At 72.2% G+C, this 26,315-nt stretch carries 14 protein-coding genes; 5 read left to right on the forward strand and 9 right to left on the reverse strand.

All coding sequences use genetic code 11. The features are described 5' to 3' along the window. Positions 1-18: 18 nt before the first annotated feature. From J7E91_RS06795 to J7E91_RS06810, 4 genes are all read right to left on the reverse strand, one after another. Positions 19-1,512 (reverse strand): SDR family NAD(P)-dependent oxidoreductase, encoded by a 1,494-nt coding sequence (locus tag J7E91_RS06795; RefSeq protein WP_214899951.1) that lies wholly within the window; start codon positions 1,510-1,512, stop codon positions 19-21. A gap of 141 nt (positions 1,513-1,653) precedes the next feature. After that, complete coding sequence (gene glgC, locus J7E91_RS06800; RefSeq protein WP_214899952.1) at positions 1,654-2,871, reverse strand: glucose-1-phosphate adenylyltransferase; 1,218 nt, start codon at positions 2,869-2,871, stop codon at positions 1,654-1,656. A 24-nt stretch (positions 2,872-2,895) separates the two neighbouring features. Further along, positions 2,896-4,065 carry a glycogen synthase gene (glgA, locus tag J7E91_RS06805; RefSeq protein WP_214899953.1) on the reverse strand — a complete coding sequence of 390 codons (1,170 nt, stop codon included), beginning with the start codon at positions 4,063-4,065 and terminating at the stop codon, positions 2,896-2,898. Between the two features lie 33 nt (positions 4,066-4,098). Further along, positions 4,099-4,827: a (2Fe-2S)-binding protein gene (locus J7E91_RS06810; RefSeq protein WP_214899954.1), complete on the reverse strand. Its 729-nt coding sequence runs from the start codon at positions 4,825-4,827 to the stop codon at positions 4,099-4,101. 193 nt (positions 4,828-5,020) lie between these two features. Between J7E91_RS06810 and J7E91_RS06815 the strand changes: the two genes are divergently transcribed. Then, positions 5,021-6,067, forward strand: a complete 1,047-nt coding sequence (locus J7E91_RS06815; protein WP_214899956.1) for a DMT family transporter — start codon at positions 5,021-5,023, stop codon at positions 6,065-6,067. On the opposite strand, the gene J7E91_RS06820 is transcribed toward J7E91_RS06815, so the two are convergent. Next, positions 6,037-7,200: a transglycosylase family protein gene (locus J7E91_RS06820; protein ID WP_214899958.1), complete on the reverse strand. Its 1,164-nt coding sequence runs from the start codon at positions 7,198-7,200 to the stop codon at positions 6,037-6,039. The two genes, J7E91_RS06815 and J7E91_RS06820, sit on opposite strands and share 31 nt — an antisense overlap. Before the next feature lie 349 nt (positions 7,201-7,549). Here J7E91_RS06820 and gndA point away from each other — a divergent pair, with 349 nt between their 5' ends. Next, entirely contained in the window at positions 7,550-8,992 is a 1,443-nt protein-coding gene (gene gndA, locus J7E91_RS06825; RefSeq protein ID WP_214899960.1) for an NADP-dependent phosphogluconate dehydrogenase, read from the forward strand. A 487-nt stretch (positions 8,993-9,479) separates the two neighbouring features. On the opposite strand, the gene J7E91_RS06830 is transcribed toward gndA, so the two are convergent. The 3 genes from J7E91_RS06830 to J7E91_RS06840 are packed head-to-tail and all read right to left on the reverse strand — an operon-like array spanning position 9,480 to position 22,370. Further along, on the reverse strand, positions 9,480-10,229 hold the full coding sequence (locus J7E91_RS06830) for an aspartate/glutamate racemase family protein (RefSeq protein WP_214899962.1): 750 nt from the start codon (positions 10,227-10,229) through the stop codon (positions 9,480-9,482). Positions 10,230-10,273: 44 nt separating this feature from the next. Beyond that, positions 10,274-21,106: a non-ribosomal peptide synthetase/type I polyketide synthase gene (locus J7E91_RS06835; protein ID WP_214899964.1), complete on the reverse strand. Its 10,833-nt coding sequence runs from the start codon at positions 21,104-21,106 to the stop codon at positions 10,274-10,276. Between the two features lie 28 nt (positions 21,107-21,134). Further along, on the reverse strand, positions 21,135-22,370 hold the full coding sequence (locus J7E91_RS06840) for an MFS transporter (RefSeq protein WP_214899966.1): 1,236 nt from the start codon (positions 22,368-22,370) through the stop codon (positions 21,135-21,137). A gap of 189 nt (positions 22,371-22,559) precedes the next feature. Here J7E91_RS06840 and J7E91_RS06845 point away from each other — a divergent pair, with 189 nt between their 5' ends. The 3 genes from J7E91_RS06845 to J7E91_RS06855 all read left to right on the forward strand — a co-directional run bounded on the left by J7E91_RS06845 (position 22,560) and on the right by J7E91_RS06855 (position 25,643). Continuing rightward, positions 22,560-23,651 carry a glutamate--cysteine ligase gene (locus J7E91_RS06845; protein WP_214899969.1) on the forward strand — a complete coding sequence of 364 codons (1,092 nt, stop codon included), beginning with the start codon at positions 22,560-22,562 and terminating at the stop codon, positions 23,649-23,651. 98 nt (positions 23,652-23,749) lie between these two features. After that, positions 23,750-24,646 carry a glycosyltransferase family 2 protein gene (locus J7E91_RS06850; protein ID WP_214899970.1) on the forward strand — a complete coding sequence of 299 codons (897 nt, stop codon included), beginning with the start codon at positions 23,750-23,752 and terminating at the stop codon, positions 24,644-24,646. Between the two features lie 103 nt (positions 24,647-24,749). After that, positions 24,750-25,643 carry an oxygenase MpaB family protein gene (locus J7E91_RS06855; protein ID WP_214899971.1) on the forward strand — a complete coding sequence of 298 codons (894 nt, stop codon included), beginning with the start codon at positions 24,750-24,752 and terminating at the stop codon, positions 25,641-25,643. A gap of 69 nt (positions 25,644-25,712) precedes the next feature. Here the strand turns inward: J7E91_RS06855 and J7E91_RS06860 are convergent, their stop codons facing one another. Next, positions 25,713-26,243 carry a DoxX family membrane protein gene (locus J7E91_RS06860; protein ID WP_214899972.1) on the reverse strand — a complete coding sequence of 177 codons (531 nt, stop codon included), beginning with the start codon at positions 26,241-26,243 and terminating at the stop codon, positions 25,713-25,715. Positions 26,244-26,315 lie beyond the last annotated feature (72 nt).

Raw genomic sequence — 26,315 nt, forward strand, 5'->3', positions numbered from 1 at the left:
CGGACTTTTTTCCGCTTCCTACCAGTTGGCGGGTGCGTAGTCCTTGAGGAAGACGCCGAAGACGTCTTCGCCGTCCTCGCCGCGCACGATGGGGTCGTAGACGCGGGCCGCGCCGTCGATCAGGTCGAGCGGGGCGTGGAAGCCCTCCTCGGCGAGCCGCATCTTGTCCGGGTGCGGACGCTCGTCGGTGATCCAGCCGGTGTCCACGGCGGTCATCAGGATGCCGTCGGACTCCAGCATCTCCTGGGCGCTGGTACGCGTGAGCATGTTCAGCGCGGCCTTGGCCATGTTGGTGTGCGGGTGGCCGGCGCCCTTGTAGCCGCGACTGAAGACGCCCTCCATCGCGGAGACGTTCACGACGTACTTGCGCTTGGCGGCGGCGGCCGCCATGGCCGGGCGCAGCCGGCTGATCAGGATGAACGGCGCCGTCGAGTTGCACAGCTGCACTTCGAGCAGCTCGACGGGGTCGACCTCGGAAACTGTCTGGATCCAGCTGTTCGTGTCGTCGAGGTCGGGTACGAGCCCGCCCGCGTCGATCGCCGTGCCCGCCTCGATCCTGGCGAGCGACGTCGAGCCGGTGACCAGCGCCAGGTCGGTGACCTGCTGGGCGGTGAGGCCCTCGGGGCGGGCCGTGGGCAGGGCGAGCTGGGCGCCGGAGCCGAAGGCGCCGATGACCTCGGCGGGCGGGAGCTCACCGGCGGGCAGCGGGGCGGACTCGGCGGCGATCAGCTCGCTGTACGCGCGCGGGGAGCGGCGTACCGTCTGCGCGGCGTTGTTGATCAGGATGTCGAGCGGGCCGTCGGCCGCGACCGAGTCGGCGAGCGCGACGACCTGGGCCGGGTCGCGCAGGTCGATGCCGACGATCTTGAGGCGGTGGATCCACTCGTCGCTGTCCGGCATCGCCTTGAAGCGGCGGATCGCGTCGTTCGGGAAGCGGGTGGTGATGGTGGTGTGCGCGCCGTCGCGCAGCAGCCGCAGCGCGATGTACATGCCGATCTTGGCGCGGCCGCCGGTGAGCAGGGCGCGCCGGCCGGTCAGGTCGGTGCGGGCGTCGCGGCGGGCGCGGTTCTCGGCGGCGCACTTCTGGCACAGCTGGTGGTAGAAGGCGTCGACCTCGACGTAACGGGTCTTGCAGATGTAGCAGGACCTGGGCCGCTGGAGTATGCCCGCGATCTCGGCGGTGGCCGTGGAGGACGGCAGGACGCCCTGCGTCTCGTCGTCGATGCGGTCGGCGGAGCCGGTGGCGGTGGCGTGGGTGACGGCCCGGTCGTGGGCGGTCTTGGCGGCGCGGCGCTCCTGGCGGCGGCGCTGCTTCACGGTCCGGTAGATGCCGGCGGTGGCGCGGCGTACCGCGATGGCGTCGGGGTGGTCGACGTCCAGCTTGTCGAGCTCGTCGAGCACGCTCAGGCAGACGGCCATGCGGTCCGGGTCGATGCCGGGGCCGAACGCCGGGGTGTCCTGGCCGTCCGGGATGTCGCCGTACGCCGCCGGGCTGTCCTCTGTCACCGTCATCGCCGCTGCTGTCCTCGTGTGCTCGTGCCGCTTGTGCCGCTGGTGAAGTACCAAAATCCGAACTTTACGTAAGCGGAGGGCTCGGAGCCAAACGATTCACCCCCGCAGGCGACGCGCAGCGACGTATCTCACACGGGCCGGTCAGGACACCACCTGGCCCTTGCCGAGCGCGACGACGCCGTTCCTGGAGACGGTGTAGAGCTGCTCGTCACGCTCCGGATTGACGCCGATCGTCGCTCCGGGCGGTACGTCGACGTTCTTGTCGAGTATCGAGCCCCTGACGACCGCTCCCCGGCCGACGCGGACGTTGTCGTGCAGTACGGACCCCTGCACCACGGCCCCCTCCTCCACCACCACGCCCGGCGAGAGCACGGAGCGGGTGACCTGGCCACGGATCACGCACCCCGCGCTGACGACCGACTCGCCCGCGATGCCGCCGGAGACGAAGCGGGCCGGGGGCAGCTGGCCGGGGTGGGTGTAGACGGGCCAGCGCCGGTTGTACAGGCTGAACTGCGGCTGGTCGGAGATGAGATCCATGTGGGCGTCGTAGTACGTGTCGAGGGTGCCGACGTCGCGCCAGTAGCCGTGCTCGCGCGGGGTCTCCCCCGGCACGTGGTTGTCGTCGAAGTCGTAGACCTGCGCCACCCCGCGCTCGGTGAGCATGGGCAGGATCGAGCCGCCCATGTCGTGCACCGAGTTCTCGTCCTCGGCGTCCCGGTGCAGCGCGTCGACGAGCACCTTGGCGGTGAACATGTAGTTGCCCATGGAGGCGAAGACGCGGCGGGGGTCACCGGGCAGCCCCGGCGGGTCGGCGGGCTTCTCCAGGAACTGCTCGATCCTGGCCCCGTCGGCGGCGGGCGTGATGACGCCGAAGGACGACGCTTCGGTGCGCGGCACGCGGATGCCGGCGACCGTGACGCCCGCGCCGCTCTCGACGTGGCGTCGCAGCATCTGCCGGGGGTCCATGCGGTAGACGTGGTCGGCCCCGAACACCGCGATGTAGTCCGGCTGTTCGTCGTGCACGAGATTGAGCGACTGGAGGATCGCGTCGGCGCTGCCCAGGTACCAGCGCGGGCCGAGCCGCTGCTGGGCGGGGACCGGGGTGACGTAGTTCCCCAGGAGGCTGGACATCCGCCAGGTCGTGGTCACATGCCGGTCCAGCGAGTGCGACTTGTACTGCGTCAGCACGCAGTTGCGCAGGATGTCGCCGTTCACCAGGTTCGACAGAACGAAGTCGACGAGCCGGTACGTGCCGCCGAACGTCACCGCCGGTTTCGCCCGGTCGGCGGTCAGCGGCATCAGCCGTTTGCCCTCCCCGCCCGCCAGTACGATCCCGAGCACCGAAGGTCCACCGCGCATCTGCACCGCCCCCTGCTCCGTCGCTCATCCGGACTTCAGGATCTCCTCGTACACCTGGACCGTGCGGCGTGCCACGGCGTCCCAGCCGAACTCCCGCACCGCACGTTCGCGGCCCGCCACGCCCATCCGCAGACCCGTGCGCCGGTCGCCGGTCAGCCGGTTGATCCCGTCGGCCAGACCCGCCTCGAACGCCTCGGGGTCCGACTCCTCGTACGGGACGAGCAGTCCGGTGCCGCCGTGCTCGACGACCTCGGGGATGCCGCCGACCGCCGAGGCCACGACGGGCGCGCCGCACGCCATCGCCTCCAGGTTGACGATGCCGAGCGGCTCGTACACCGACGGACACACGAACACCGCCGCATGGGTGAGGAGTTGGACGACGTCCGGGCGCGGCAGCATCCGTTCGATCCAGTGCACACCGTCGCGCGTGCGGCGCAGCTCGTGGACGAGCTCGCGGAACTCCCGCTCGATCTCCGGGGTGTCGGGGGCGCCGGCGCACAGGACGAGCTGCGTGGACGGGTCGAGCCGGCGGGCGGCGCGCAGCAGGTGCGGGACGCCCTTCTGCCGGGTGATGCGGCCGACGAAGAGGGCGTACGGGCGCTCCTGGTCGATGCCGACGCGCTCCAGCACTTCCGTGCCGGGATCGGGCCGGTAGAGCGAGGTGTCGATGCCGTTGTGTACGACGCGCACCCGGTCGGGGTCGAGAGCCGGGTAGCTGCTCAGGATGTCGGCGCGCATGCCGTGCGAGACGGCGACGACGGCGTCGGCCGACTCGATCGCGGTGCGCTCGGCCCAGCTGGAAAGGGTGTAACCGCCGCCCAGCTGCTCGGCCTTCCAGGGGCGCAGGGGCTCCAGCGAGTGTGCGGTCATGACGTGTGGGATGCCGTACAGCAGCTTCGCGACGTGGCCGGCGAGGCTGGTGTACCAGGTGTGGGAGTGGACCAGGTCGCACCCTTCGAGCGCGGCGGCCATCGACAGGTCGACGGAGAAGGCGCGCAGGGCTTCGTTGGCATCCGTGAGTGCGCTGTCGTGGCGGTGGCCGCGGATGCCGTCGCGGGCGGCGCCGCCCGCGCCCCAGCAGTGGACTTCGACCTCGGCGAGGGCCCGTAACTCCCGTACCAGGAACTCGACGTGGACCCCGGCTCCGCCGTAGACGTCCGGCGGGTACTCGCGGGTGAGCAGTCCCACCTTCACCGCGGTCCCCCCGTCGTCGCCTTCCCTTGATGGTCACTCAGATACGGGCTGTGCGGAAGACCGCTGCGGAGAGTGGTCGAATACGCAGTCGCCGCACAGGCCACCGGACGGGCAACGGTAGTAGAGACAGCAGCTGCGGCGGCGGAAGGACGCACCGTCCCGGTCCGCGGACAGCGTGCCGGTGGAGCGCAGGTCCGGATGGCGGAAGAGCTCGGCGGCCAGCTTCAGGGCCCGCTCCCCCACCTCGGGCCGCCCGTTCTTCCGTGCCCAGGCGTGCAGCTCGCGGGCGGCGCCGGCCAGCGCCGAACCCGCGTTGCCCCAGAGCAGCGGGCGCGAGATCCGGCCGCCTCGGCGGAGCGCGTCCGCGAGGGGTACGAGATGCCCGTACTGCACCACCTCGCGGACGCGCTCGGCGGTGGCGGGCATCGGGCGCGGCGGCGCGGACAGCCACAGGTCGTGCGGCGAGGTCAGGCCGGCGTCCCACCGCAGGCCGTCCGGCGGGAGGTCGGGGAACTCGCCGTACAGCGCGGCCGGGCCCAGTGCGACCGACCAGAGCCGGGCGGCGAGCCCCAGATGCGCGATCGAGGCGGCGACTCTGCGCTCGGGGGCGCCCAGCCGTGCGGCGACCTTGTCGACGCGGAACGTCAGTGGTGCGGTGTCACCCGCGTAGATCCGCGCGAGGGGTACGTGGGCACCCGCGTCGGGTGTCCCGGTGCGCAGCGCGAAGAACCCGCCCACCGCTGCCACTTCTGCCAGATCCATGTCCCGCCCTTCCGTCGCGGGCAAGTCTCACACGCCGCCGCGGTGCGGAAGTGGCCCGCTGTCCTCCACCCCTGGGTGGGGGAACATCACCGGGAGGAGGACCTTGGAGGTACCCCGTACTACGTCGGCAGTACGACCGAATGCCTGCTCAAGGACGACGACGCGAACGCGTTGAGCAGACATCGTGGATCACATGAGTGCTCTCGCGCTGTCCGTGCTGCTGGCGCTGGTCTCCGCTGTCGCCTATGCGGCCGGGGCCATCGTGCAGGAGCGCGTCGCGTCCACGACCCCGGCCCGCCCGTACGCCCCGCTGCGCCACGGCGTGTGGTGGGCCGCCGTGGCGCTCAACGGGCTCGGTGCGCTGCTGCATGTCGGGGCGCTGGCGTACGGGCCGCTGAGTCTGGTCCAGCCGCTGGGCGCGCTGACCATCGTCTTCGCACTGCCGATGGCGGCCGTGTTCGTACGGCGCAGGGCGGGCGCCGCTGCCCGGCGCGGCGCGATCATGGCGTCGGCCGGCCTCGCGGGCCTGCTGTCGCTCACCGGCACGGCCGACGCGCAGTCGTTGGGCGGCGGCGAGCGGACGGCGCTGGCGCTGGTGACGTCCTGCGCGGTGGCGGTGCTGTTCGTCGTGGCGCAGCGGGTGCACCGTGCCGTCGTACGCAGCATCCTGCTGGCGACTGCGGCCGGCGCCGCGTTCGGTATCGCGTCGGTGTTCACCAAGACGGTGGCGGTCGACTGGTCGGCGTCGGGCGGTCTCGGCGGGCTGACCGGACAGCTGCCGAGCCTGCTGACGATCGCGGGGCTCGCGGCCGCCGGAATGATGCTCTCTCAGGCGGCGTACCGGGGCGCGGGACTGGCCGCCCCGCTGGCCACGGTCACGGTGGCCAACCCGGTGGTCGCGGCCGCCGTGGGCATCACGCTCTTCGGCGAGCACTTCAGGTACGGCGTGACCGGCACCGCCCTGGCACTGGGCTGCGGGGTCGTGGCGGCGGGCGGGCTGATCCTGCTGACGACGGAGCGGCTCACCGCGCACACCGAGCGGCAGCCGCGGCCGGCCGGCGTACCGACGCGGGTGCCCGTGACACCGGCAGTCGCACCCGCGCCCGCACTGGTGCCCGTGACACCGGCAGTCGCACCCGCGCCCGCACTGGTGCCCGTGTCACCGGCGCTGCGGGCGCGGGTTCGTCCTTCGAGCCCGCCGTCGCGGACTCAGACGGTGACGCCGCCCGCCCTCAGGTAGGCCAGCGGGTCGATGTCCGAGCCGTAGCCGGGCCCGGTCCGCACCTCGAAGTGGAGGTGCGGGCCTGTGCTGTTGCCGGTGGAACCCGAGCGGCCGATGCGCTGGCCGCCGCCGACCTTCTGGCCCTCGCGGACGGTGAGCGCCGAGAGGTGCGCGTACTGGCTGTACTTGCCGTCGGTGTGCTGGATGACGACCTGGTAGCCGTACGCACCGCCCCAGCCGGCCGAGACGACCCGGCCGGGGGCGACGGACTTCACCGCGGTGCCCGTGGGCACGGGGAAGTCGACGCCGGTGTGGTAGCCCTTGGCCCAGGAGGAACCGGCCGCACGGTAGGGCGTGCTGGGGCCGGTGTCCACGGGGGCGGTGAGACCCGGGGACTTGCTCTCCTTCTTGGGCGTTCTGGTGTCCGAGGCGCGTTCGACCTCGCTCCCCTTGCCGGTTCGCGGTCCCGCCTTCGCGCCCGGTTTGGACCGCTGCGCGCCGTCAAGAGTCAGCCGCTGTCCGGGAAGGATGAGGTCGGGGTCGCTGCCGACGACCTCGCGGTTCGCTGCGTACAGGCGCTGCCAGCCGCCCTTGACGTCCTCGGCGTCCGCGATGGTGGAGAGGGTGTCACCGCCGGCGACGGTGTACGTCTTGCCCTTCGCCCGGCCGGAGTCCTTGGTGCCGGGTGGCGTGGTGGGAGCCGGGGCCTTCTTGGGCTGCGTCGCCGCCGCGGGGGCCTTCCGCTGTCCGGTGCTGATGTCCGGCGCGTCGCCGCCGCGGGTCAGGCCGGCCCGTACGGAGCACAGCGGCCAGGCCGTCGGCCCCTGGCCCTTGAGCACCTTTTCGGCCACGGAGATCTGCTGGTCCTTGGTGGCCAGGTCGGCGCGCGGGGCGTAGGCGGTGCCGCCGTACGCCTGCCAGGTCGACTGCTTGAACTGCAGCCCGCCGTAATAGCCGTTGCCCGTGTTGATCTGCCAGTTGCCGGTCGACTCGCAGGCGGCGACCTTCTCCCAGACGTCCACCGAAGCGGCGTCGGCCGCTCCCGGCGCGACCAGTGGCAGGGCTATCCCGGCTCCGCCGGCCGTGACCGTCAGCGAGGCACGGTTGATCCGGCTCGGCTGGTACCTGCGGTGTCGACCGGATGCGGCCATGGCTCGGTTCCCCCCACTCGCGCGTCGGACACGTCGCAATCGGAAAAAGTACGGCCACCGTACGGGCCCTGACAAGGGCCCGTACGGTGAACTCACCCCTGCCGGTGGCATATTGACGGGTGTCCTCAGCCGGGACCGCCCGTCACGGCTCCGTACGGACTGTGCCCGTTCCTGCCCGTGTCGCGATCGGTGTCGTCGCTGTTCAGGGGGCCTTACGCGGGTTCACGCGCGGGCGGAGCTGCCCGTACCGCCGCCGAACGGGCCCGAATCGCGTCCGTGTGGGTGAACGGGCGGGCCCCTTGGTACGTATCCCTGCGCACGCAGACACGGACACCCCAGGAGCTCACACATGAGTGGTAAGGCCCAGATCGGTGTAACGGGGCTCGCGGTAATGGGCAGCAATCTCGCCCGTAACTTCGCACGCAATGGCTTCACGGTGGCGGTGCACAACCGCACGGCGGCCAGGACCCACGCCCTCGTCGAGGAATTCGGTGACGAGGGCGCGTTCGTACCGGCCGAGCGGGCCGAGGAGTTCGTGGCGGCCCTGGAGCGACCGCGCCGCCTGGTCGTCATGGTGAAGGCGGGCGAGCCGACGGACGCCGTGATCCGGGAGTTCGCGCCGCTGCTGGAGCCCGGTGACGTCATCATCGACGGCGGCAACGCGCACTTCGAGGACACCAGGCGCCGCGAGAGGGAGCTGCGGGAGCTCGGGATCCACTTCGTCGGTACGGGTATCTCCGGCGGTGAGGAGGGCGCGCTGCACGGCCCGAGCATCATGCCGGGCGGGTCGGCCGAGTCGTACGCGTCACTGGGGCCGCTGCTGGAGAGGATCGCCGCGAAGGCGAAGGACGGGACCCCGTGCGTCGCCCACATCGGTCCGGACGGCGCGGGGCACTTCGTCAAGATGGTCCACAACGGCATCGAGTACGCCGACATGCAGCTGATCGCCGAGGCCTACCACCTGTTGCGCGCCGTCGCGGGATACAGCCCCGAGCAGATCTCCCGGACGTTCCGTTCGTGGAACACCGGCAGGCTCGACTCGTACCTGATCGAGATCACCGCCGAGGTGCTGTCCCACATCGACGACGCCACCGACGAGCCCTTCGTCGATGTCGTCGCGGACGTGGCCGAGCAGAAGGGCACGGGGCGGTGGACGGTCCAGATCGCGCTCGATCTGGGTGTGCCGGTCTCGGGCATCGCGGAGGCGGTCTTCGCCCGCTCGGTGTCTGGGCACACCGGCCTGCGGCAGGCGTCGCGCGGGCTGCCCGGACCCACGGCCACGCCGCTGGGGGAGGCGGAGGCGGCCGCCTTCGCCGACCAGGTGGAGCAGGCGCTGTACGCGTCCAAGATCGTGGCGTACACGCAGGGCTTCCACCAGATCCGGGCGGGCGGCGAGACGTACGACTGGGGCATCGACCTCGGGGCCGTTGCCTCGGTCTGGCGCTCGGGCTGCATCATCCGGGCGGCGTTCCTCGACCGGATCAGGGCCGCGTACGACGCCGAGCCCGGGCTGGTGAGCCTGCTGGCCGACAAGGGGTTCACCGAGGAGGTCGGCGCGGCGCAGGACGACTGGCGCGCGGTGGTCGCGGCCGCCGCGTTGCGCGGCGTGCCGACGCCGGGCTTCGCGGCGGCGCTCGCGTACTACGACGCACTGCGCGCCGAGCGGCTGCCCGCGGCCCTCACCCAGGGGCAGCGCGACTTCTTCGGGGCGCACACCTACCGGCGCACCGACCGCGAGGGTTCGTTCCACACCCTCTGGGGCGGCGACCGGTCGGAAGTACGGACCGGCTGATCAGACTCCCGTGGGCCCCGGCTGAGGCTCCGGGTCGGGTACGGGGTCGGGCCCCGGCGGCTTCGGAATCGGGTCGGGCGCCGGGCCGGGCGGAACGGGCCCGGGGCCGGGCTTGGGACTCGGGCCGGGGGCGGGACCCGGTTCCGGACCGGGGGCGGGTCCTGGCGCTGGGCCCGGGCCGGGCAGCGGCCCCGGATCCGGCAGCGGGCCGGGGTCCGGTGGCACGGGACCGGGGGGCGGCGTCGGGGACGGCGGTACGGGGTCGGGGTACGGATGCGTCATGGCTGGCCTCCTGCCTGTACCCGTCGGATGACGGAATCAAGACCCACTTTCTCCCGCTGCGACTGCCCTCGCCCGCCGGTGTCACACACCGGGGGCCGGATAAACCGCGAAGAACCGCCGATGCGTCCGCGATGAGGGCTACGGCAGACGGCGGCGCTCGGCGCAGCCAGGGAGGCGGCAGTCGGGAGCCGCACGCGGGCCGCGGCTACCGTACGGCCGCCGCCGCCGCCGCGCGCAGTCCGGGCGCCGGGCTGGAGAGCACGGGCGCGGCGGTGCCGGTACGCGTGCGGGCCGCCGCGTCCGCCATGGAGGCCTGGGCCAGCACCACCACGTCCACCCCCGTGATGGTGTCGACGGTCCGGGCGACGAGGTCCAGGTAGCTCTCCCGGTCGCCGTCCTCGAAGTACTTCCAGGCGCCTTCGGCCGGCACGGTGCGGATGACGGCCGTCCGCCCTGCGGCGTCCGCCTCTTCCCGAATCACATCGCAGGTCGGACCGAAGGTGCTCTCCACCGTGGCGACCACGGCTATGCGGACCACGTCGCGCTCCGGCGCGGCGGCGACGGCGGCTGCCGCCATCGGTCGGTCCACGCGCAGCACGGGAACGCCGAGCCGCGCGGCATTCGCCTCGGCCACCGCGCCGATGGTGGAGCACGTGCAGAGCACGGCCGTGGCCCCGCCTTCGCCCACGGCCGCGTCGAGCACCGCGGCGATCGCGGAGTCCGCGGCGCCGATGGTGGAGCACGTGCAGAGCACGGCCGTGGCCCCGCCTTCGCCCACGGCCGCGTCGAGCACCGCGGCGATCGCGGAGTCCGCGGCGCCGGGCCCGCCGGAGCGGGCCCGGTCCAGCAGTGCCTCGTCGACGACGTGGCGCATCGCGAGGCCGGGGTGCTCGCGGTCACGCAGGGCGTCGAAGACCGGGACGTGGACGGGGGACGTGTGCAGCAGGGTGAGCATGCCGCGCATGCTAGGCCACGGTCCCGAGCACGAGGCGGGACGTCTCACCCCTTCGGTGACGGTCCCTCCGTGGAGATCAGGTCCGGCAGCGGCATCTCCGGTCGGGCGGTGGCCATGGCCAGTTGGCGGGTGAACTCCTGCGCCCAGCGTGCGATTGTCGCGGCGTCGAACAGGTCCGTGGAGTACTCGAACGTCATGGTGATGCTCCCGGCCCGGGGCACGAGGACGACGTACAGCTCGTTGCGGGCGACGTTGCCGACGGGCACGCCGCGGATGCTCGCCAAGACCCCTCTCAGGTGGAGTGCCGGGGGCGGGGTGGTGACGACGGTGAACAACACCGTGGGAAACAGGCCGTCCGCCTCTTCGGGCGCGAGGAGACGGACGATCTCGTTCAGCGGCAGGGCCTGATGGTCGAGGGCGTTGAAGACCGTTCCGCCAAGTCCGCTGACGAGGTCGGCGAAGGTGCCGGCCTCGGAGAGCCGGGCCCGCAGCAGAACGGAGTCTCCCAGCAGACCCACTACGTCCTCGTGTTCGCGGGAGCCTGCCCGGTTGGCGCTGGAGGCGGCGAACACCACGTCGGAGTCGCTGCCGCGCAGCCGGGCGGCCCAGGTGGCGAAGGCGGCGGCGAGCACCATGTAGGGCGTGGTGCCGAGACGGGAGGCGACTTCGGCGACACGGCCCGGCACGTCGCCCTCGACCACCTGGTGGTGCAGGGCTCCGCTGCCGGAGAGCGTGGCCGGACGAGGACGGTCGTACGGCAGCTCCAGACGCAGGGGTACGCCGCCGAGTTCGGCTCGCCAGAAGGCCTCCAGCCGGGCGCGGCGTCCGCCGCGGAGCTGTTCGCCCTCCCAGCGCGCGTAGTCCGTGAACTGGGCGGCGGGCGGGTCGAGGGGCTTCGCGGCGCCGTCGTTGTACAGCGTCTGCAGGTCGTTCCACACGATGCCCATCGACCAGCCGTCGCAGATCGCGTGGTGCAGGACGACCATCAGAACCCACCGGTCCTCGGCCTGCCTGCCGAGCCGGAAGCGGAACAGCGGTGCCTGGTTCATGGCGAACGGGCGTGCTGCCTGTTCCTGGCACCAGTGGTCGAGTGCCAAGGTGTCCAGGGCAGTGAGGTCGTCGACGGGGACGCCGACCGGGACCTCGGCCAGGGTCTCGACGAGAAGCCCGCCGTCCCGGAGCACGGCCTGGCTGCGCAGCGCGCCGTGGCGTCGTACGAGAGCTTCGAGCGCGCGGGTCAGGGCCCGCGGGTCCAGGTCGCCCCGCAGGTCGATCCGGTGAGCGACGTTGTACACGCTGGGGTCGGCACGCTCGTGGTGGCGTCGCCACAGTCGGCGCAGCGTGGCAGGCGCAGGGACGGGATCCGACGACGGCCCCGCTCCGGGGTCGAGGCGGCGGGCGACGGCGCGGATGGTCGGCGCGCGGAAGAATTCCGCCATGGACAGCGCGGTGCCGTGCTCCGTGGTCATACGGTTCAGCAACCGTACGGCGCTCAGCGAATGGCCGCCGAGTTCGAAGAACGAGCGAGTCACCGGCACGCCGCTGAGGCCCAGTTCGGCGCACCACAGCTCATGGAGTGTCTTCTCCACGGGGGTGGCCGGTGCGTCGTCCGCGTTCACCGGGCCGGGCGCGGCGTCCTCGGGGGCGGGCAGCCGGCCGCGGTCGAGCTTTCCGGCCGTGCTCACCGGCAGCCTGTCCAGGCTCACCCACTGACTCGGCACGAGGTGGCCGGGCAGCTCCGCGGCCAGTTCGGCGCGCAGCCTTTCGGTGTGCGTACGGTCCGGGGCGGCGGGCGTGACGTACGCGACGAGTTCCCATTCCCCGTGACGGTCCCTGCGGGGCAGGACGGCGGCGTCCCGGACGCCCGGCCGCCGCGTCAGTGCCTGCTGGACCTCGGCGGGTTCGACGCGGTGGCCCCGGATCTTGACCTGGTCGTCGGTACGGCCGAGGTACGCGAGCGTCCCGTCGTCGCGCCAGCGCGCCAGGTCTCCGGTGCGGTAGAAGACCTCGCCCGTGCCGGTCGGCAAGAAGGCCGCGGCCGTCTCGTCGGGACGGCGGTGGTAGCCGTGCGCCACCGCTGTGCCGCCCACATGGATCTCACCGGTCACACCCCGTGGCACCTCGTCGCCGGCGGCGTCGAGCAGTTTGATGCGCGCGCCGGGGACGGGTGTGCCGATGGGCGGGCAGGTGCCCTGGCGGGGGTCCACCCGGTGCGAGGTGACGATGACGGACGTCTCGGTCGGACCGTACTGGTTGTACAGCGCGCACCGGGGGTGCGTGTCGAGGAACCGGAGGAACGCCGGGGTGAGCTGCAGGGCCTCTCCGGCCGAGAACAGCTCGCGCAGCGCGGGCAGCCGGGGGCCGGTCTCGATCAGGTACTTCAGCGGAGTGCACGGCATGAACATCCGCTGCACGTCGTGGCGGCGCAGCAGCTCGGCGAGTGCCACCGGATCGTGCCGCACCTCGTCGTCCACGAGCACGAGCGCGGCCCCGGATGCCAGGGTGGTGAAGATTTCCTGGACGCTGACGTCGAAGGCGGGCGATGTCCACTGCAGGGTCCGCAGCGCCGGATGCCGCTCGATGTGGCGGAGCACCAGGTTGACCGGGCCCCGGTGGGGTACGACGACACCCTTCGGACGGCCGGTGGAGCCCGAGGTGTAGATGCAGTACGCGGGATCCTCGGCGCGTACGTCGTCGGCCCCGGCGTCCGCTGTGTGGTGCGGCGTGTCCTGGCCGGCTGCCTGCTCCATCGTGCGCACGCGCCTCTGCTGGAGGGCGGGACACCCGGCTGCTGTCGCCTCGTCCGTCAGCACCAGCACGGGAAGGCCGTCGGCCAGGAGCTGTTCCCTGCGGGCCGACGGCAGGGACGCGTCGACGGGGAGGTACGCCGCCCCGCTCTTCAGCACCCCCAGCAGCGCCGTGATCAGTTCGGGGCCGCGCGGGAGCACGACCGCGACCCGTTCGCCGCGGCCTGCCCCCTGCGACTTCAGCCATCGCGCGAGACGGGTCGCCCGCCGGTCCAGTTCCCCGTACGGCACGTGCCCTGTTCCGGTGAACAGCGCGACAGCGTCCGGAGTCCGGCGGGCCTGCGCTTCGAACAGTCCGTGCAGGGTCTCCTCGACGTCCGGCAAGGGCTCCTGCTGCCGGCCGAGTAGCGCCAGGTCCGCGCGATCGGCTCCGGTGAGCGCGGTGAGTGCGGAAAGCGGGGCCCGCGGATCGGCGAGGGCCCTGCGCAGCACGTGCTCGACGTAGTCCACGAGCCGTCGTACGTCGCGTTCCGCGAACAGGTCCGTGTCGTACTCGGTCATGAAGCGCAGGCCGTCGCGGTGGTGCGTCAGGTAGAAGCTGAGGTCGAAGGGCGCGCGGTCGGAGGGCGTGTCGAGGAGGGTCGCGGTCAGCGCCGGAGGGTCGAAGTCCACTTCCCCTTCGTTCTCGTACTCCACCATCACCTGGAACAGGGGGTTGCGGCTGGGGTCGCGATGCGGGTTGAGCTCGGAAACGAGTTCGTCGAAGGGGACGTCCCGGTGTTCGTAGGCGGCGGTGCTGCGCTCCTTCACCCGCCCCAGCAGGTCCGTGAAGCCCGGGTCACCGGTCAGATCGAGACGGAGCGCGACGGTGTCGAGGAACAGGCCGATCTCGTCCTCGGCTCCCTCCGGCCTGGCGGCCACCGCAGTTCCGACCACGATGTCCCGCTGCCCGCTGAACCGGCCGAGCACGGCGCCGATCGCGGCCGTCAGCACCATGAACAAGGTGGCACGGCGCTGCGCGGCGAACTCCCTCAGCCCGGAGACCAGTCGAGCGTCCAGCGCGTGGGTGAGGCTCGCGCCCGCGCCGGAACGGACGGGCGGACGTGGCCTGTCGGAAGGCAGGGTCAGGTCTTGTGCGCCCTCCAGTTCGCGTCGCCAGAAGGCGAGCACTTCCGCCGTCCGGTCGGGGCCGACAACGGCTTGCGGGCGCGCGACCAGCGGCGCGAGAGCGGGGTCGTCGGGCCAGGATCGGTAGTGGGCGGCCACCTCACGGGCGAAGACCCCGGTGGACGAGGAGTCGAAGACGATGTGGTGCGCCAGGAGGAACAGGATGTGCCGCTCGTCCGACAGGCGCAGCAGCCGGCAGGAGAACAGTGGCCCTGTGGTCAGGTCGAAGGCAGCGCCTCCCCCGGTCCGCAGAGCCGAGCGCAGTGCCTGTGCCTCGGTGGCGCCCGTGTGGTCCTCCACCGGGCAGTCGAACTCGATGTCCTCGTGGGTCCGCCGGCGGGGGACGCCGTCCACTCCGGCGAAGAACGTGCGCAGCGCGGGCTGACGCGCCACTGTCCGGCGCAGGGCCCACGTCAGCCGCGGCACGTCCAGCGGGCCCTCCAGTCGGATCGCCTTCGGCTCGTGGTACATGCTGGTGCCGGGGTACATCTGCTCCACGAGCCAGATCCGGCGCTGAGCGGGCGACAGGTCGCTGGGGACGGTCTCGACGGCCGCCGGCGGCCGCTGCTGTGTGCGAGCGCGCAGGGCGTCGATCGCGGGCAGCGCGGCGAGCACCTTGTCGGCGGGGACGCCGAAGTCCACGAAGCAGGCGATCTCGTCCGCGCCGGCTTCGGTCAGCCTCCGCACCGTCGCGGCCACCGAGTCGGTGTCGCCGATCAGGGCGCGTGAGGCGCAGTAGCTCTCGTAGGCCCGGCCGAGCAGGAAGTCCACGTCCTCCTCGGGCGTGTTCTCCAGGTCGACTTCGAAGCCGAGGCTGTTGGTGACCTGGTCGAAGAGGGCGAGCGAGGAGCGCAGGTACGCGACGAAGGGGTGGTACGCCTCGGCGCGTGCGGTCTGCGCGTCCGCGCCGAGATAGGTGTGTACGAGGACCACGACCCGGCCCGCGGCGGGGTCGAGACCGTGCTCGGCCCGGGTACGCCGGTAGAGCGCGATGTTCTCGGCCAGTTGCTCGACGGACTGCGACATCAGGTTGGTGACGACCCCGAGGCCCTCGGCGGCGGCGCGGCGGTAGCTGTCGGGGTTGCCCACGACCGCGACGTACAGGGGCGGCATGTCCTGGACGGGGCGGGGGTGCAGCCGGATCTCGACGGGTTCGCCGTCTCCCGCCGCCATCGTCAGCGGCTGTCCCGACCAGAGGGTGCGTACGGTCTCCAGCCGCTCGTACATCACCTCGCGGTGCCGGCCGAAGTTCTCCGGGGCGAGCGCGAAGTCCTTGGCGTGCCAGCCGCTCGCGAAGCAGAGGCCGACCCGGCCGCCGGAGATGTTGTCGACGACCGACCACTCCTCGGCGACACGGACCGGGTGGTGCAGGGGAAGGACCACTGAGCCGGCGTGCAGCCGGACCCTGCTGGTGCGGGACGCGAGTGCGGCGGCGAGCACCGAGGGGTTGGGGAAGGGGGCGCCGAAGGAGTTGAAGTGCCGTTCGGGGAACCACAGGGCGTGGAAGCCGTTTCGGTCCGCGAATTCGGCGGCCTCCGTGATCAGCGCGTAGGTGTCGCGTGTGCCGGTCTCGGGGTAGTCGCCGAAGAAGTACAGGCTGAAGTCGCAACTGCCTGTCTTCTGTTGGTCGTCCCCGGTGTCCTGGGGTGGTGCGGCAGCCGTGGCGGGCCGGTGCGGTACCACGGGCGTTCCGGCGTGCGGTTCTGGTGCCGTGGCACGGACCGGCTGCGGTGGCGGGGCGGCGGAGGCGGCGGTTTCGGGCGCCGGGCCGGTGAACATCTCCAGTTGACGGGTCATCAGGCCGGTGACCTGTTCGACGAGCTGCGCGGCGAGCTGGAGCTGCTGCGTCACTACCTCCCGCAGTCCCTTGTCACCGTCCGGTTCCTGCCCGGTGGTGCCACGCGGCGTCTGCGCGGAAGTTCCGGCAGGCGGCCCGCCAGGCTGCTGTTCCCGGGGCCCCTGCGCCGCTGGTACGGCGTCGGGAGCCGCCGGTCGCGGACCGCCTCCGAGCCGTACGACGAGTTCGGCGAGCTTGCGCGGAGTGTCGGAGTCCGAGAACAGCTCCCGGACCGGGACACGCACTCCGTGGAGCCGCTGCAACTCGGTGGTCATGCCCATCAGCGCCAGGGAGTCGGCGCCCAGAGCGAAGAACGAGCGGTCGGGCTCCACGTCCGTGGGATCAACACCCAGCTTCCGCGCTGTCAGTTCGCGAATGGCGCCGATGATCTCGTCCGCGACGCCGGTCGTGGTTGTCGGTGCCGCGGTCCCGGCGGCCGGTGCAGGTGCCGGTGTAGGTGCCGGTGTAGGTGCCGTACCCGCGTGCGCCGACGGCCCGGCCGCCGGAGCCCGGCCCGCCACCCCCGCACCCGCACCCGCGACCGGGTAGCGGCGCCGCCGCATGGGGTGGCCGGGGAGCGGTACGCGGCCGCCCTCGCGGCACACCTCCTGCCAGTCGATGTCAGCTCCTCGCCGGTAGAACTCACCGACAGATGTCAGGAATCCCCGCCACTGCCTGGCCCCTGTCCCCTGGCCGGGCACCCAGCGGCTGTCGGGCAGGCAGTGCCGGCCCAGGCGCGTGAGCACATCACCGGCGCCCATCTCCAGGAAGTCCGTACAGCCTTCGCGGGCCGCCGTCGCTGTCGCCAGGTCGAAGCGGACGGGCTCCCGTGCCTGGCGTACGAGGTAGTCGGCGTCGACCGTCCAGCCGGCCGGGAGCAGTACGCCGTCGAGCGTGCTCACCACTGGAAGGCGCAGCGGGTGCCGCTCCAGCCGTTCGGCGCGGGAGCGCAGTTCGGGCAGCACGGGGTCGAGCTCCCCCGAGTGGAAGGCGCGGTCCACGGGCACGGCGCGCCACGGGATGCCCTCCTGGTCGAGGAGGCGACCGGCCTCCCGCACGGCGTCCGCCGGTCCTGAGACGACCTGGGAGCGCGGCCCGTTGACCCCGGCCAGTTCGGTTCCCGACGCCTGCGCGATGCGCCGCGCCGTCCCTGTGTCGGCGCGCAGCGTCAGCATTCCGCCGGGAGGGCACTGCTGCTCCATCAGCCTGCCGCGCCAGGCGGTGATCCGCAGACCGTCCTCGACGGACAGGGCGCCCGCGGCGCACAGCGCCGCGTATTCTCCGACGCTGTGTCCGAGCAGGAGGGCGGGGCGGATTCCGACGGCGCGCCACAGTTGTGTGAGAGCCATGTGGTGGGCGAAGAGGGCGGGCTGGGCGGTGCCGGTCGGCCAGATCGCGTCGGGGTGTGCCGTGGTCTCGTCGAGAAGGAGGGGCAACAGCGTGCCGCCGAACTCCTCGGCGTACACCTGCTCGCACAGGTCGAGGACCGGGCGGGCACCGGGGTGGACCGCGTAGATCTCACGTGCCATGCCCGGGCGGGCGCTGCCCTGGCCGGAGTACGCGAAGGCCGGCCGCCCGAGCGGGGCGCCGTCGACGGCCGCACTGTCCAGCGCCCGGCCGAGCTCCTGTGCCGTACGCCCCACAACGGCCGTCCGGTGCCTGCGCTGGGGTCTGCCGAGAGCCAGCGTGGCTGCCACGTCGGAGGCGGCCGCGCCGGGGTGCTCCAGCAGGTGCCGTCGCAGCCGGTCGACGAGCTCGGCCAGGGCTTCGGGGTCCCGCGCGGAGACGGGCACGAGCACCGGGTACCGGGCGGGGGGCGGGACGCGGCGGGGCGGCGCCTCTTCCAGCACCACATGGGCGTTGGTGCCGCCGACGCCGAGCGCGCTGACACCGGCTCTGAGCGGTACGCCGGGAGGCGCGGTCCAGGGCTTCAGTTCCGTGCCGAGCACGAACGGGCTGTCTTCCAGCGGGAGCGCTGGGTTGGCCCGGCGCAGGTGCAACGTCGGCACGAGAGTGCGGTGCTTCAGCATCAGCACCGTCTTGATCAGGCCGGCCATGCCGGCACAGCTGTCCAGATGACCTATGGCAGGTTTCACCGAGCCCAGCGTGCAGAAGCCCGTGCGGTCGGTGCCCTCTGCGAAGGCGCGCGACAGCGCCTCGAACTCCACCGGGTCACCGAGCTGTGTGCCGGTGCCGTGAGCCTCCACGTAGGTGACGGTGTCCGGTGGAACCGCGGCCTTCCGCAGCGCCCGCCGCACCACCTCCACCTGTCCGGCCAGCCCGGGTGCGCTGAACCCGGCCTTGCCCGCCCCGTCGTTGTTGACCGCCGAACCCGCGATGACGGCGTGCACGGTGTCACCGTCGGCGAGTGCGCGGTCGAGCCGCTTGAGCACTACGGCGGCGACTCCGTTGCCGCCCACGGTGCCGTCGGCGTCCGCGTCGAACGCCCGGCAGCGTCCGGTCGGCGACAGGATGGAACCGGGGTGGCTGCGGTACCCGGAATCCTGCGGAGTGTGCACGGCCGCGGCGCCGGCGAGGGCCACGTCGGCGTCGCCGCTGATCAGCGACTGGGCGGCGAGGTGTACGGCGACCAGCGAGGTCGAGCACGCCGTCTGGACGCCGATGGCGGGGCCGGTGAGGCCGAGCCGGTAGGCGACGCGCGTGGCGAGGAAGTCCGGTTGCCGTCCCATGGCCGTCAGCAGCCCGGTGGCCGGGTCGCCGTCCGCGCGCGCTGTCGCACCTGGCGCACTCTGGTGGTCGTAGAGATTCATTCCGGAGCCGGCGAACACACCGATGCGGCTGTCGGGTGCCGAGCCCGCGTAACCGGCGTCCTCCAGCGCCTCGTGGCAGCACTCCAGGAAGAGCCGGTGAGCCGGGTCGGTGAGTCCGGCCTCCTTGGGACTCACCCCGAAGAAGTCCGAGTCGAAGCCCTCTATGTCGTCGAGAACACCACCGACGGGGACATGGTCCGGCTCGGTACCACGCCCCGGAAAGACGCTGACGCTGTCCTTGCCCTGACGGAGATTCGCCCAGAACGCGTCGACGGACGGGGCTCCCGGAAAGCGTGCGGACATGCCGATGACCGCGATGCGGTGATCCGGCGCTTCGGCCGCCCCGCCCCGGGCCGGTGCCTGCTGTGGGGCGGGGGCCGGGAGGCGGGACGGTTCCGGGGCGGCGGCGGCCAGATGCGCCGCCAGGGCGGAGACCGTCGGGTGCTCGAAGAAGGCCGTCTGCGGTATCGCGCGGCCGAGCCGCCGTTCCAGCCGGTCACGAAGCCGGGTGAGGGCGAGGGAAGTCATCCCCAACTCGTAGAACGGCGTTGCGCTGTCCGCCGGGTGTCCGAGAAGTGCGGCGACGGCCTCCCGTACCGCCTCCAGCGGGCCGGGCCGCTCACCCCGGCCCGGATCGCCCGTATCGAAGGCACCTGCCAGCAGCCGGTCGCGCAGCTCCGTCCGGCGTATCTTCCCCGCCGGGGTACGCGGGAACCCGGCCTCGGGGACGGGTACGGCGCGTGCGGCGGTGAGCCGGAGCCTGGCGAAGACGGCTGCCTTGATACCGCGGGCGACGGCCTCGTCTTCGCCGGCGCTTGCGGTGCCGACGAAGAACACGGCCAGCGACTCGCTGCCGGTGTCCGGGTCGGGAATGCCGCAGGCGGCGATCCCGCCCGCCCGCACCCCCGGCACGGAGGCGGCGACGTCCTCGACCTCGTGGCAGTAGACGTTGTGCCCGTTCAGGATGATCAGATCCTTGCCGCGGCCGGTGATCGTCACCTGCCTGGCGGCGAGGAACGCCAGATCGCCGGTGTCGAGCCAGTCCGGTCCGGCGGGAAACGCGGCACGGTCGGCCGCGGGGTTCCTCACGTACCCCGGCGTGACCCGCGCGGTGGACCGCACCTGCAGTCGGCCGATCCGCCGCTCCGCGAGAACTTCCCCCCGGTCGCCGACGACACGCACCGCGGCGCCGTGTGCGGGTGCTCCGACGGCGACGAAGGTCAGGACGTCCTGCTCCGGAGTGTCCTCGCCGGCGTCGATCAGTTGTCCGCCGAGGCTGTCCTTCCGTACGCGGTGAACGGCTCCCGGGCCGCCCAGCCTGCCGTAGGTGATGGCCGTGACCGTCTCCGCCATCCCCCATACGGGAACGATGTGTTCTGCCCGGACACCGAACGGTTCCACGGCGGCGAGGAACCCGTTCATCACCGGCAGCGGTATCTGTTCCCCGCCGCACACAAGGCTCCGTATCGCGCTCAGATCCCAGGTGCGGTCCGGGCACTCACCGACCGCCTCGGCGATCAGCCGGTACGCGAAGGCTGGTGCCCAGCTGTGGTTCGCCGCGTGTTCGTCGAGAAGGTCCAGCCAGCGCAGCGGTGAGCCGAGTACGTGCCCGGTCGGCGCGTGGACATTGGTGCAGCCCACGAACACCTCAAGGAGGTGGTAAAGCAGGAAGGCACCGCTGTGGTCCAGCGGCAGCCAGTTCACGGTCGTGTGGCCGGGCCGCACATCCAGGATCCGGCGGCTGCTCGCCGCGAAATCGGCCAGTCCGGCGTGAGTCAGCTGCGCTGCCTTCGGGGCGCCGGTGCTGCCCGAGGACAGCATCAGCAGGGCGACATCACGGCCTTCGGGCTCCACGTGATCCTCGGCGGGCGGGTGTCGCAGGCTGTCCTCGGCGACCACGGTCCGCAGGCCCGGGGCGGAAACCGCCAGCGCGTCCGCTCCCGCCCGGTCCGTCAGCACCAGCGGTGAGCCCAGCAACTCGCAGGTGTGGCGGAGCCGTTCCAGGGTGGGAGAGCCGTCCTCGGCCCGTTCGGCGATGGCGACGGGTCTCGCGCCGCCGAGCACGCAGGCCCAGAAGGCGGGGAAGAAGGCGGGCAGCGGCAGCCCGCACAGCACGATGTCCGCACCGGGGCCCAGGCCCTGGGCGCGCAGCCCGGCGAGCATACGGCGGGCCATGGACAGCAACTCGGGGTAGAGCAGGGTGTGTGAGCGGCCGTCGTCCCCGAGGGTGACCACTCCCGCGTGGGGAGAGCGTTCCGCCGCGCGCAGGAGGGCGCTGACGGCGTTCGGCGGGTCGTCGTCGGTGAACTCCGGCTCAGGACCTTCGTACACGGCTTCCCCCGGGGCTCGGTTCATGAGTGTGCACTCCTTGTGATCACGCAGGTCATCCGTCTGCTGTGCGGCGGCCGGGGAGAGTCGTGAGAAACAGCGTCAGCGCGCCGCAGAAGGCCAGTCCGTGGAAGACCCCCACCACGGCGAGCACGGACCAGGCCTCGAGCGCTGCCGCGGCGGCCACCATGCCGAGGGCGAATCCGCACGTCTCCACCGTGGCGGACAGGCCGAACAAGCGGCTTCGTTCCCGGTCCGGCATTTTCTGGAGCATCGAGGTGTAGACGATCTCGGTGAATCCGTCGGCGATCCCCGCGACGCCGACGATCACCATGAGCACGAGGGGCGCCGGGCCCGTGAAGGCCAGGACGAAGCACAGCGACATCGCACACGTACCGCCCACGTACGCGTACAGGCCCCACCGGTCCTCTGTACGGGAGGCCTTCCGGCGCTTGAGCACCTGGTGGGCAACGAGCGTGCCGGCGGCCCAGGAGGCCCAGAACTGTGTCATGAAGACGGCAGGGTTCTGGGGCGAGTGGAGAGCGGAGACCACGGGCAGCGCCACGTTGTGCGAGGAGGATGCCAGCGCGTCGGCGCCTCTGAGCAGGATCATGCCAAGCATGAGGGCCGGCACCGCGGTCATGACGCGCAGCAGGGACAGGGAGTCCGGCCGCTCCGCGCCCTGGGGAGTGGCGGGCTCTTCGTCGGTCCGCAGGCGCAGGAAGAACATCGCCGCCGCGGACACCAGGAAGCTGGCGCCGTTCACGGCGAACGCGGCGCCGTAGCCCGCGATCCCGATGACGGGTGCGGCGGAGGCGAAGCCGGCCACCGTCGCCACCGAACGCACCGTCATCAGCTGCCCATTGACCCGGACCCGCGCCTCGGAGCCCACGAGCACCGGGACCGCGCTGCGCAGGGCGACCGTGAAGAAGGTGTTTCCGGCGCCGAGCACGATCACCACGACGGCCAGCAGCCACGCCGTAGCCGACCGGGCACACACCGCGAGGACCACCATGGCCACCGCCTGGCAGCTGTCCGCGGTGATCATCAACCGCCTGCGGCCGGCCCTGGCCGCCAGCGCGCCGGCGGCCAGTCCGGCCAGGAAGCCGGAGAACAGCCGCAGCGCCATGAGCAGGCCGAGACCAAGTCCGCTGCCGGTGACCTCGTACGTGAACAGGCTCAGCGCGATCAGATTGAGAAAGTTCCCGTAGGACGACACCGCATAGGCGGCCACGAGCGCGCGTACGCGAGGACGTACCACCTCAGCGGCTGTGATTGCCGTTTCCCCCATGTACTCCTCCGACTGCGGCGGGCTCCTGCGCCCTCCCCCATGCGCTGAAGGGATACCACCACAACAAAGCGCGGAGGACCGGGTGTTTGCCGGCTCTCGGCTCCGCAGGCCGGCCGACCGCAACCGTGAGCCGGCAGACGGGGCGTTTTCTCCTGGTTCGTCCCCGGCGGTTGGGGGTAGTCACCGGACATGATCACTGTGGGAGTCGAGGAGGAGTACCTGCTGCTCGACCCGGAAACCGGCATGCCGGTGCCACTGTCCGAAGAGGTGCGCGGGTCGTCCGGCCTGGCGCCGGTCGTGGAGCACCGGGAGGTGCAGTGCGAGCTCCTTCAGGCACAGGTGGAGGTCGCCACCCCGGTGTGCAAGGACCTCGACGAGGTCGGAGGCCACCTGCTGCGGCTGCGCCACGCGGTGGGTGCCGCGGCCGAGGAGCTGGGATGCCGGATCGCCGCCTGCGCCACAGCTCCGCTGAGGGCGGCGGCGCCGGTTCCGGTCAGCCGGAACCGGCGCTACCTCGCTATGCAGTCGCAGGCCCCGCAACTGGTGGCGGAGCAACTGATCAACGGGATGCACGTACACGCGGAGGTACCCGATCCGCACGTGGGCGTCGCTGTCCTCAACCGGATCAGGGTCTGGCTGCCGGTACTGGTGGCCATGTCGGCGAATTCCCCGCTGTGGGACGGCCACGACACGGGCTTCGCCAGCTGGCGCACCATGATCTTCGGACGCTGGCCCGTCAGTGGGCCCCCTCCGTACTTCGTCGATCTGGCCGATCACGAGCACCGGGTCCAGGACCTGCTCAGCTCGGGGATCATCTCCGACACGGGCCAGATCTACTGGCAGGCCCGTCTCTCCGGCCGGTACCCGACCGTCGAGGTGCGGTGCATGGACGTTCAGCTCCGGGCCGATGACGCCGTCATGTTCGCCGGCATCGTCCGCGCGCTGGTCGCGACAGCCATCCGCGACGAAAAGGCCGGCACGCCGCCGCCCCAGTGCTCGCCGGAGCTGTTGCAGGGCGCGAACTGGCTCGCCGCACGGCACGGCATCGGTGGTTCGCTGGTGACCCCCTCGGGCGAGCGCCGCAGCGCCGGCGACGTACTGCATCAGCTGATGGAGCACATCACCCCCGCTCTGGAGGAAGCCGGGGACATGCGGGAGGTGGGGTCCCTCGTCCACCGCCTCCTGCGACAGGGAACTCCTGCGGACCGGCAGCGCCGCGCGCTCGATCAGGGGCTGCCCGCCCTGATCGATCTGATCACGACGCAGAGCACCGCGCCGTAACCCGCCCCGCCCCATGCGTTGACCCGCCCCATTCGTTGAGGTGGCGTCCAGCCGTGCGGCGGCGGGCGCCGCGGAGTGTGGTCACGGAGGATGGAATCATGAGTGATGCACGCACCACTGTCGTCGTGATCACCCACAACCGCCGCGACGAGCTGCTGCGCACCCTCGACAAGCTGACCGGACTGCCGGAGCGCCCACCGGTGATCGTCACCGACAACGCTTCCACGGACGGTACGGCCGAGGCCGTCGCCCGGCTGTACCCGGAGGTGACCCTGCTGACCCCCGGCCGGAACCTGGGGGCGGTGGGCCGCAATCTCGCGGCGCGGCAGGTGCGGACGCCGTACATCGCCTTCTGTGACGACGACTCCTGGTGGGAGCCGGGCTCCCTCGCGCGGGCGGCGGACCTGCTGGAACGGCACGAGCGGCTGGTGGGCGTCACCGCCCGCATTCTCGTCGAGCCGGGCGGCCGGGAAGACCCGATCGTGGCCGAGCTGCGCGATTCGCCGGTCGAGAGACCGGACTGGCTGCCCGGTCCGGCTCTGGGCTCGTTCCTGGCGGCGGCGACCGTGCTGCGCACCGATGCCTTCCTGGCGGCGGGCGGTTTCAGTGAGCGGCTGTGGCTCGGCGGCGAGGAAGAGCTGCTCGCCACCGATTTCGCGACGCACGGCTGGTGGCTGGCGTACGTGGACGAGCTGACGGCCCACCATGCGCCGTCGCCGGTACGGGACGCGACGCTGCGGCGCGTCCACGGTCTGCGCAACACCCTGTGGTTCTGCTGGCTGCGCCGGCCGGCGCCCGCCGCACTGCGCAGGACCTTCTTCCTGGCCCGTACGGTGCCGCGCGACCGGGCATCCCTGCGGGCGTTCGGCCAGGCGGTCGCGGGGCTCCCCTGGGTGCTGCGCGAGCGGCGCGTCGTACCACCGGCGGTGGAGGCACGCCTGCGGTCACTGACACAGGCGCAGCGCCGCTCCACCGCCCGCCGGTACATCGGCTGATCCGGGCGCCCCACACGTAAAACCGCACACGTAAAACCGCACACGTATACGCCGCGCGGGAACGCCGCGCGGGCAAGAATTCCGGCCGCCGGATACTGGTCGTATGGACGTGTCCGCACCCGCCGTCTCCTACGTGCGCGAGCGACTCAGCAGCAGCCTGTTCAGCCGTGTCGCCGGGCCCGCGGGCAGGGACACACGCGCTCGCATTCACGAGACGCCGGGCCCGCGCTGGTTCGGTCCTGACAGGCCGATCCGTACGGTTCACGGGGACGCCTCGATGTTCATCGGCGGGCTGAGGGCCTTGCTGTTGCAGTCCCTGCATCCGCTCGCCATGGCCGCCGTCGCGGCTCATTCCGGCTACCGGGGCGATCCGTGGGGCCGGCTCCAGCGCACCAGCACCTTCCTGGCGGTGACGACGTACGGCACGGCGCAAGACGCGCAGGAAGCGGTGGACCGCGTCCGGGCCGTGCACGAACGCGTGCGAGGGACTACCGCCGCCGGGGAGACCTACCACGCCGCCGACCCGCACCTGCTGGCCTGGGTCCACATCGCCGAGGTCGACAGCTTTTTGTGCGCCCACCAGCTCTACGGCGCGCGACCACTGGACCCCGACGGCTGTGACGCGTACATAGCGGACATGTCGCGGGTGGCGGCCGCGCTCGGTGTGAGCGACCCGCCGCGCACGCAGGCCGAACTGGCCGAACGGCTGCGCGCCTACCGACCCGAGCTGCGCGCCACCCAGGAGGCTCGCGAGGCAGCACGCTACATCCTGCTCCGCCCGCCGCTGCCCTTGATCGCCCGGGCGCCGTACGCCGCTCTCGCCGCGAACGCGGTCTCGACGCTGCCACCGTGGGCCCGCGAACCGCTCAGGCTGCCCCGCCTGCCGGGTTTCGAGAGGACCTGCGTGCGCCTGAGCGGGCACGCGCTGACCAGAACGATCCGGTGGGCGATGGCGCCACCCCCGCGCGCTGCGGGCCCGCGCCCGGTGGACTCCTGACCGCGCCTGAGGTGCTTCGCCGGCCGGTCGGCGGCCGGCCGCACCACGACGCGGGGCCTGCACCGCGGCCTACATCGCGGCCCGGTCCGCGCCTTCCGCCTGTGCCTTGCTGCGCTTGGTGAGGACCCCGGCCGCCGCGAGCGCGCAGCCGGTGAAGGCCAGTGCCACGGTCCACGGCTGGTCGAAGCGGTGCCCCATGACGTGGTCCAGCGAGTAGCGGCCGGCTCCGGCGAGGCCGATGGCGGCCGCCGTGAAGCCGAGGAACGCCGGGTACTCGTAGCCGCCCGACTGGGCGAAGAAACCGGCGGGCGCGTGTACGGCGACGGCCCCGGCCATGGCTCCGGCCGCCGCCGCGCCGGCCGCGGGCGTGGCGAGCCCGAGGGCCAGCAGTGCCCCACCGCCCGCCTCGCCGAGCCCGGCCGCGACGGCGCTCTGCCGGCCGGGGCTGAAGCCCATGTGCTCCATGGCCGTCGCGGTCCCCTCCACGCCTCCGCCGCCGAACCAGCCGAGCAGCTTCTGCGTGCCGTGCGCCGCCAGTACGGCGCCGGTGCCCGTGCGCAGTACGAGCAGGCCGAGGTCGCGTCGGTTGATGTGAGCCATGGGTCTCTCCCAGCGTGAAGGGGCGCGGTTACGTCTCCACTTTCGTCACGAAACACACCTCGCGCACCATTT

The sequence above is a fragment of the Streptomyces sp. ISL-99 genome, assembly GCF_018614005.1.
GTDB classification, from domain to species: domain Bacteria; phylum Actinomycetota; class Actinomycetes; order Streptomycetales; family Streptomycetaceae; genus Streptomyces; species Streptomyces flavidovirens.